Origin of the sequence: Salinisphaera sp. T5B8, assembly GCF_040361255.1 — a bacterium.
GTDB lineage: Bacteria > Pseudomonadota > Gammaproteobacteria > Nevskiales > Salinisphaeraceae > Salinisphaera.
Genome location: NZ_APNG01000020.1, coordinates 70772 through 80102, shown reverse-complemented (window position 1 = coordinate 80102; position 9331 = coordinate 70772). Strand labels below are relative to the sequence as shown.

4 protein-coding genes are annotated in these 9331 nt (G+C 57.2%); all 4 read right to left on the bottom strand.

Annotated features, from left to right (window positions below; genetic code table 11):
* Window positions 1–889: 889 nt before the first annotated feature.
* The 4 genes from T5B8_RS16230 to T5B8_RS16215 all read right to left on the bottom strand — a co-directional run bounded on the left by T5B8_RS16230 (window position 890) and on the right by T5B8_RS16215 (window position 9320).
* Window positions 890–3706 carry an ATP-binding protein gene (locus T5B8_RS16230; RefSeq protein WP_353180420.1) on the bottom strand — a complete coding sequence of 939 codons (2817 nt, stop codon included), beginning with the start codon at window positions 3704–3706 and terminating at the stop codon, window positions 890–892.
* Between the two features lie 58 nt (window positions 3707–3764).
* Window positions 3765–6659, bottom strand: a complete 2895-nt coding sequence (locus tag T5B8_RS16225) for a DUF1156 domain-containing protein (protein ID WP_353180419.1) — start codon at window positions 6657–6659, stop codon at window positions 3765–3767.
* A gap of 5 nt (window positions 6660–6664) precedes the next feature.
* Window positions 6665–7282 carry an NYN domain-containing protein gene (locus tag T5B8_RS16220; protein ID WP_353180417.1) on the bottom strand — a complete coding sequence of 206 codons (618 nt, stop codon included), beginning with the start codon at window positions 7280–7282 and terminating at the stop codon, window positions 6665–6667.
* Between the two features lie 196 nt (window positions 7283–7478).
* Complete coding sequence (locus T5B8_RS16215; RefSeq protein WP_353180415.1) at window positions 7479–9320, bottom strand: DUF262 domain-containing protein; 1842 nt, start codon at window positions 9318–9320, stop codon at window positions 7479–7481.
* Between the last annotated feature and the right edge of the window lie 11 nt (window positions 9321–9331).

Here is a 9331-nt window from a genome sequence, read left to right as displayed (position 1 = left end):
GGAAAGCCGCCTAGCTCCTTTCCTCATACACCAGATTTGACAGTAACTCATGCCGGATTTGCCCCATGCCTAACCGAGCGCGCCATTGCACGGGGCGGTTCGTCATCCGCGTCCTGTCTTGCGCAGGCCTTACAACCATAAAGAACGCACCAGCAACGAGGGCCGGCCGTGGCGGGGTGCTATAGGCTACGACTGGCTACCGAAACACCCAAGCTACCTTGCGTGGGCGTAGTTGTGCCGCCGCCGTGAACCTGGACAGTGCGCTCATAGCGTCGGCGACAGTCGTACACGGGCAGGCCCGAACGCTTCCACGCATTTGCGAAAAATCCATGTTTGTGGGTCCGGCACGCGCGGCAGAGCTCTTTATCGAGGGGTAGGACCAGGGCCGCGGCGAGCCGATGACCATGGATGATCTTATTGTGTCTTCGCTCCTGTGTGGCTACGGAACGGATCGGCGGCGCTCCGGCGATCTACTTCAGGGCGGGGCGCTACCGTCGTATCGCGTTCGAGGAGCCTATCGTGCCGGTGCACCTACGTGCTGCCGGAGCGCTATAGCACCGAATCATAGCGGCCGCGTTTTGATGTCATATAGCGCGCCACCGATTATCGAAAGAGCATTATAGGCCCTGCTGCAACCTAAATGATGAATGGAGTGCTTCGTTAGTGCATCCGGACCGGCACATTGTGCATCGGACGGCATCTTCGCGCATGTGACTATTTGTCCTCGTGCCTATGAACTGCGTGATCAAGAGATTCGCTAGACCGATCTTGCGGCGATGGGCGCGAGGCCGTTATAACGACGCATATCTGCCAAGCTGGCGCCGCATAGAAAAGATTCGCCCAAACGTCGTGTTAGTTAGTTATTCACCATGGTTCGTAGAAGGGGATATCAATCGTTACCCTCGAACTCCGCGGTCGAGAATCGTAGCGTGTTGCAGTTTTCGCGAACGGCGCGTTGCGTGGCTTCGCCAAAACCCTTGTCGGATCGAGCCGTGATATCGACGGATATCGTCACGTCAGCATTAGGGTCCATGCTGAATTGCTCGATGACCTCATCGACAATTGTGGCGAAATCCATTTTCGCTTTGACCGAATCGAGCGCTACTGAGCCGTAGAACTGCGTCGCTGCTGCCTGCGCGGGGCTTGGTCCTGAATGTGGTGGTGGGGGAGCAGGGTCTGATCCGCCGTCACCTGGGCTTGGCTGTGGGCCTCCACCCGGCTGAGGCGCGAGCGCCGGTTCCGGTGCGGGGGCGATCGCCGTGGCATAGGCAACTGCAGCCTCCCGTTCGATCAACAGGCAATCTTCGTCAAGATGGATGATCGCGGGCTCGTCGAAGGCGAATCCGTAGTATTCGTCGCCTTCCTTTCCACGCGCAAAGCCGAAGTAGTCGCGTGAGGCGAGACCGTCCTCAATCGCACGCCGAAATACGCTGTCGTTGATAAGCCGTGGCAGGAAAAGGAATTGGCAGGTGTCCTGCCAGACCTTTGCGGCCGAAACGTCAGGCTTACCGTCCTTGAAGTACCAGGCGTCCAGCACGCGTTTTAAATGGAACGGCGACCAGTCACGAGCGAGCCACTCTTCTTCCTGCACTTTGGTCTCGATTTCGCCGATCAGGTTCGGTGCGGTAGAGGATACGGTTACCGCTTCCCACTCTACGTGTTTGCTGTTCGATCGCCCGCTTGGGCAGAGAATCCACTTGTACGCGTCGCGAAGGAGTTGTTTGAGAACGTCGTCCGCTCGATCGAGCTGTTGTTTGGCTTGCTTGGCCTGGCGGTTGTCGAGCGTTATGCGATCCTGGTTGACGTCGTTGACGATGGAGTTCCATGCAAGCTGTGTACGCGCCTGCTCCTTGAGTCGTGATACGGCGTCATAATCCGCTGCGAGGAATAGCAAGCGATTCTGCTTTTGGCGTGGTTGGTCGCCCCGATTGCGAAGAATTTCCTCGGCGGCTGCCTGCGCCCGGGATGGCTCCGCTCGGCTGTAGCCGTCCTGGTAAGGCAATACGACCAGGCGAGGTCCCTTGCCATAGTCATCCGGGACGTCGGCGGAAGGCGTGAATACGTGTATACCGCCGAAACAGTTGCCCTTGCCGAATAATCGACTCAGGCGCCCGCGAAGGAGGGGAAAAACATCTTCCAGATCCGAGAAGCCACCTTTGCGGCCCTCCATTTCACGCCGCAGGTTTGGACGCGTATCGAACCAAAAACGATCTTGCTCGGCGAACAAGTATTGGAGGCGATCGCGAAGCCGTCGCAATACGTCCAGATACACAGCCGGTGTTTGACCGGGTTCAAGGCAGCCGAGGAGGATGCGATGCACATTGATGCCCCGGATGTCCTGCGCGGACGTCGAAGGCGCGCTGCCCAGGAAGATCGTACGCGCCGCCCTACGCGCGGCCTGAATACTGCCGAACCGGGTGTCCTGGCCGTCGACCTCCGCTGTTTGCGAGCGGGGCCCGTCGACCTCCGCCTCAATCACTGCTTCCCATCCCTGGGGCAGGTAGTGGAGGCTCTTGTTGCGGACATTCGTATCGTCCAGCGGCAACGAGCCGGGCATGATCAGAACGTCGCGGTTATTCGTGTTCCAAAGCTGATGAATCACCACGGCCATAAGCTGCAGCACGCCGCGCGTGCGCTGGAACTTGCCGAGCGTGGACCAATCCTCATATAAGCGGTCGAAGATTTCCGGGTGCACCGGGTAGGACTGGTATAGCCGTTCGAGGTAATGCCGCTCCTGTGTCTCAGGGGGTAGCTGATCGGCGTGCTCGCGATAAAAATCTGCATACGCTCGGCATACGGCATGGATCGCTTCTTCGTCGGCCGTTTCCTCGAATAACCGGCGACGCACGATCTCGAAGGCTTCCTCCGAGCCAACCGGCTTCCAGACCGATTCGACGCGGCCGAAATATTTTTCAAGAGCCTCAAGCGCCTGCTGGCCGCGCACGCCGCCAACCTCGACTTCGGACTCAGGCAGAGACGCGAGCAGTATCGCGTTCGGTACCGTCTTCACGGCTTCCGTGAGCGCCTGGACAAACGACAAATTACTGTCGAATGTGCCGCCGACGTAATTCCGACCGGGCTCGAACTGCCGGATATAGGCGACGAGCTCATCGATGAGGATGACGCATGGCGCCGCCATGCGAATCAGTTCAGAAAGTGCTTGCTTGCCCGGCGACGTTCCGTCCTTATCCGCATCCTCAATAAGCGCAAAGCCTTGTTCGCCGGCGAGCTGATACGCGAGGTCGCCCCAGAGCGTATTAACGCTCGTTGTGTCGTAGCCGTGCGGCTTGCTCGGCGAATGTTGGTTGCCATCGAGCACGGCCACGCTGGCTCGCGGTAGCTCGGTAACGTCCGCAGCGTCCAGCAGCGGCGGAATGCCGGGCAGGGCATCCGTCGACACATCGCGTGTCGCGAGGTGATAAACGGCCAGCAACGTATGTGTCTTGCCGCCACCGAATGCTGTCTGCAGCTGAATGACCGGATCGCCATTGTCGCCTGCCAGTCGTTGCACAAGGGAGGTCAACAACAGGCGCATACCTTCCGTTATAAAGGTGCGCTCGAAAAACGTGGCCGCATCGTTGTATTCGGGCGAGGCTTCGCCTTTGACCACCTGCGACAAGTCGGCAGCAAACTCGGATTGCGAAAAGTTGCCTTTGAGGACGTCGGTTCGCGGGCGCGCGATTTCACGCCAGGGTTTAATAGCCATGGGTGCTCAATCTAGTACGGGTATAGGGCTTTGATCGATAAATGTTGGACGGTTGAGCCTATTCAAACGTTATGCCCAACTGCTCGTCACGATGGCCGGTCTCGTGCGACGTGGTCACGATACCGTTCCAGGCGGTGATGAGTTCGTTATAGGCACGAGCGTCCTCAGAGCGCTTCGAGCGCTCGCAAAGCGTATACAGGTGGTAGGCGAGCTGACGAATCGCATCGCCTCGTTCGGGCATGCGAGCGAGTAGCGCACCCGCAGCCGATTCACCGTCCGTGTTCAGTGCGCGGATCAGGTGATGGCACGCTTCCCAGATCGGTGTACGCTGGTCGGCTCTGGGGTCCCAACTGTCGGGGTATTCTGTCCAACGAAGCAGACGTACCTTGCCGCCGCCGGATTCGACGACGCCGGATTCCCTTACGCCATCGACAGAGGTGCCCTTACCCCGGGCTAGTACGTCGGCATCGCCGAACGAGCCTGCGCTCCAAGCATACTGCTCGAACCAGCTGTTGCAAAACAATGTATCGGCGTCGAAATCGCCGGCATCGGGGGTAAGGAAATCGCTGATGGCGCGATTGATAAGTATTAACGCGTCATGTACGCCCATGTAGGAGCCGTCTTGGTTCAACACGGCTTCATGTTTGGAAAAAATGGCCATTCCGGGACCGATAGCAGCTTGCGCTAAATCGACAGGTGCGATCGGCGACCTTCCTATGGCGCCGCCAATCATAGTCTCTAATGATTCTGGCATTTGCTCCCGAAGTTGTCGTTGGAAGTCGCGACGAGTGATTGACCCAGCGGATAAGTCACGCTTACGGCAGATCAAAACGATGCTGGAGGCCAGCGCGTTGCGGCCAGTGGCGATAATGCGTCCAGCTCCTTCCGTCCGGACCGGCCAAGTACCTGTGATACTAAATCCTGCGTGGACGACTGCTTCCAGAAACGTTGACCACCCACTGTTAGAAATGCCTATTCCGTCATTCTTGGATTGCTTGAAAGCGTAATAAATCGATACTGGAAAGCCAGGGTGACTTTTTTCAGAAAGGATGGTTATCGCCCGTTTCATGCCTTCGAGAAAGAATTGTTCGGCTTTGTGTTTGCCCCCATGCCGGTAGGCCGCAGCGATCAACTCCTCTGATTTAGGGACCGCCATAGTTGCAAAAAGCCCGGGAAATACGTCGCGAAGAGCACGCCTGAGCCATACATAGAAATAATCCGACAAGTCAGCGTAGCTGATGTTGTCGTAGTAAGGAGGATCAGTGCTTATCACGCAATTTGTCGACGTTCCATCGATCGCAGCATCTTCTTGATGGGCCGCGCCTTCGCCTCTAGCGGGCAACCACTCGATCGCCATTCGAATTTTGTCGAGCGCAGTAGCTATATTGCCGCCAGAATTACTAAATGGATTGGATTCTGCGTAATCCCAAACCATCGGGATAGCTTGCCTGGCGAATGTTTCGCGGAATGCACCCCGGTCACTCATCCAAGACGTAATTGTTGACCAAAGATTGGCGCCTTTATCAATTGAGAACGCTAAAAACAAAGCGATAGCATCACTATACGCTTCCGCGAACCGAGCTTGAGCTTCTTTACTCGCGCATGGGGCAATGCCGCGACCCTTAACGGTAGCATCGGCGATGACCTTATTCCGCGTTTCTGCCACTAGGTCGAAAAAGGTCGTGAGTGCAACGAGCTGTCGTGAAGTGAATAATTCAGACCAGTACTTGAACCCATAGCCGCGACCGCTGAGCAAGTCCTTCGAATCTTGGTTCATTTCGACATCGGGCTTCCAGGACGGTTGGGCCTTTATAGCGATTTCTTCGTGTTTTGCTATGGGCGAAAGATAGATTCGTCCTCTAGCGCCTTCAACTACGATCGCCATAAGGCGCTGCCCGGCGCTCTTTTCTCGGAATTGCTTACGTACGTATTTCTTATCGATCGGCGCGCCAGAAAAGATACACTGAAAACTGGCTCCTCGTCCGAGCTTCGTACCGTTTTTCGCTCGCTCTGGCGGCACTCCATGACGTACCCGGAAGTGGTAGTCCTTGCCATCGATAATAGGCTCTGCCCATGTCTGCTTGCCCTTTTTCGTGGATAAGACGAAGCTGGAAGCAAGTGGGACGTACGATTCTGAGAAGGCAGGATTTGGGCTCTTCACGGTTCGCGCCCAAATCCATGCTATGACGGTCTTTCTTTGACCTAGTAGCGGTTCTAAATCCGGACGCTCTGCAATGATGTCAGCAGTAATCTCGACCTTTGGGTAAAGATGGCCAATTCTTTTTTCAGCTTCCTCGCGCATCCAGTGGCCATAGCGACGCACGTCCTCAGCTAAGCCACGTGCGCCTGACCAATCCTCGTGCATCTGTGTTTGCTTTTCGCCTGTCGGGGTTGGGCCAACAGGAGGTCGGCCTGCAAATTTCGGCGGAATCTCAATCATCGCCTTGTTGATCAGCACTGCGACGGGGTTAAGGTCCGACGCATGGGCTTCGAGCCCGAGGCGCTGTGCTTCCAGCGGAATGGCGCCACCGCCGGCGAATGGGTCATGGAATGCCGGTAATTTCTCCGGATCGAAGCCGGCTTTACCCTTATTCATTTCACAGGTTTCGCGCCAGCTCTTGCGGATTTCTGCACGGGCGCGTTCCAGCACGGCCTCGTTGTTCGTGTTCTCCCATTTGACGAGGTCGCGGATGATGTCGAACAGTTTTTCGCGCTCGGCGTCGGCCTGCGCCTTGGACTTACCGGTGAACCAGCCGCGCTCGCCGCCGGGATCGTTGACCATTTGGGCGAACAGAACCGCGCGTGCGGCCGCGAGCGGTCGGCGCGCCCACCATAGATGCAAGGTCGAAGGATGGCCGTGCCGGATCGACTTTTCGCGCGCTGCGGCGGCGTTGATGTCGTCGAGCGGCAGCGCGACTTCGATGAGCTTCTTTGGTGATTTAATCGTGGACATAAGATCTAGTACCAACGCGCCGGCCGTTCGAGCACATAGCCGGTCGCCGTAGTAATTCGGTCGGGTAGCAGATTCTGGCGCAGGCTGTCGTCGCCGATGACGATATGACCATGGGCTGCCTTGCGTAGCTGGTCAGAGCGTCGCTTGGGCGGGAACGCGACGATTAGCCGCTTATGTGGAAACCGCTGTCGCACCATCTTGATCGGCGTCGTCAGGTCGCTATCGCCGGAAACGACGAGCGCGGTATCGTAACGATCCTCGTAAGCATCTACCAATAGCTGCGACGCGATATTCACGTCGGTCATCTTTTCTTCGTGGTGGGTCCATTTAGCCCCGCAGCTCTTGCAGGTCTGTTCTTTGGGCAGATAATGGCCGAAGTGGCAGGTGATATCGTCACGCGTCGCTAGCGCGTCGAGCCAGATTGTCTGTCGCTTAGCGTTCTGGCTTTTCCCGCCTGCGCGTATCCGGGCGGTGAAATAGTGGCAGTGCGCTAGTGCTTGTTGCGGCTTCATTACCGCCCGGGACATGCCGGCCAGGTCTAGCCAGTAGTATTTACGCCAGCCTTTCGCGCGAAGGCCGAAGTACAGGTTGAAGCCGTCGATATAGCTGATGACGCGGTTCAAAACGTTAGCGCCGGAGCTGCGGAAATGGCTTGACTGGGCGCGGGTTCGGCACTATATTTCCCCGCATTAACCCCACCGGAGATAGCATCTCCGGCCCGACGCCTCCCTCGCGGAGGCGTCTCTATTTCTAGGGTACCGTTTGCCACCGGCGCCGGGCCTTCTTCCGGCGAAGCACAACGGTGACGCGATACCTGTGTCAAACCGCCGCCTGGTCGGTTTCGGTGAATTCCCTTCCTGCGCGCACGTTATCCGGCAGCACGGCGGAAGGTTGATCAAGGAACAGCTGCCGAAAATGTGCGTCCAGCATGACCCGGCGAGCCTGCACAAGCTCCGGAAGGCGTTCCAGCCGGTATAGATCACGATCAGCTGGCAGTGTGTGTTCTACGAAGAAGCTATCGGGTACGCGCGCTAGCCATTCCTCAAACGGATACAGGTAGTAGTCCTGTAGCTGTTCTTTGGTAAGTGCCACAGCCAGCACTTGGCGATCGGCGAATCCTTGCAAGAGCTGTCGTTGCGCTTCTGGGACGCCGGCATGTCGTAGTTCGTCGTCCATGAAGAAGCGCGGCTGCACTAGATTCACGGGGCGGCGGCCGAGGTTGGGCAGGTGCCCGCCGTATAGCAGTGAAACGAGCAATTCGCTGTGCTTGTCGCTCTGGAACCCAGCGCAGAAAGTATCGACCCAGCCGCCGAATACCGCCTCACGCGCATTGAAGCCGAACACCTCCATAAGCGGGATTATCGGGAAGGTCTCGTCTTTGCGCGTAGCGGTCTTCAGAATGCTACGCGCGGCGTTTAACTTGCTGCTGGTTTGCTGACTGAAGTACCGGCCGGCGCCGAGTACGATCATCCACTGCCGTATGCGCTCAAGGTTTGCGGGGTCTACCTGTCCCAGCGCCGGATCGTTGATCGCCTGCTGCTCGAATACATCCCGGAGGTAATACGCGATCAACGTAACGCCGTTCATACTGGCGAGGTTGTCGCCGCGCAAGCCTTGGTCGGCCGCCAACGTTGCTGCCGCGATGAGCCAGCTCTTTAGTGGTTCCCACTGTGCTTCGATACGGCGAATATTGGCGGGGGAAAAGTTCTTGACCTGAATGCTGAACGGCAGGTCACTTAGGAACAGGCTGGCGCGCAGGACGTACTCGCGCTGTAGCGTACGCTTAGGCTGCGAAATATCGGACACCTGCTTCAGCAATTGCTCGATCTCATCGCGTGCGCTGAATCGATCCCAGCGCAGCGTGATCACGGACATCAGCAAATCGCCGCGGCTGAGCTTCACGCCGCCGTCATTGGCACGGATGAAGATGTCTAGGACCTTGTCGTACGACTGGCTGTGTTCTGTGAAGAACGCGATGCTTTCGTCCCGCCAGACCAACGTCCAAAGGCGGGCGAGAGTTTCGCGAGCCGTTTGTTTTCGTTCTGCGTCGAGCGTGAAGTTGTTATCCACCCAATCGCGAAGCAAGCGATCGCATTCGTCTTCGCTTTTGGCTGCGAGGATCATCCCGACCTCGAACCAGAGTTCGTCTTGCTTGTTTGTTGGCGGTTTCGCTTCCTCGAAGAACTTGAAGCGGTAGCTGTTTTCGATAGGGTTGCCTTCTTCGTCTTCGTCATCCTGCTCAGGCGCATGCGCGAGGTCTAGGTAGAGTTCGAATGCAGTCCAGGCGTCAGCATTATTCTTGCGGCGGTATTTCTGGCGTATGGCGTACGACCCCTTGAGGCCGATCAGAATCGACGTTAGTCGCTGCTGGCCATCAAGTACCAGCGTCACCGGTTTTGTGCTGTCGAGGTTTGCTGGATCGTTGTGGATATCGCCCTGCCAGAAGTGGTCAACGAACCGGTAAATATCCCAATCCTCCAGGCTGCCGGGCTCGAGCCGCCAAAGGAGGAAGGAACCAATCGGGTAGCGCCGCATCAGCGAATCGAACAGGCGCGCGATTTGATCAGGCTGCCAAACGAACGGTCGCTGGATGCCGGGAATGAATAGTTCCTTGTTGATCTGCTCGAGGATGTTGGCGATTTGGGTGGCTTGGTAGCTCATCGTTTTTATGT

Coding starts and splice junctions, on each gene's coding strand:
- T5B8_RS16215 (WP_353180415.1), bottom strand. CDS start 9,320: ATGAGCTACCAAGCCACCCAAATCGCCAACATCCTCGAGCAGATCAAC.
- T5B8_RS16230 (WP_353180420.1), bottom strand. CDS start 3,706: ATGGCTATTAAACCCTGGCGTGAAATCGCGCGCCCGCGAACCGACGTC.
- T5B8_RS16225 (WP_353180419.1), bottom strand. CDS start 6,659: ATGTCCACGATTAAATCACCAAAGAAGCTCATCGAAGTCGCGCTGCCG.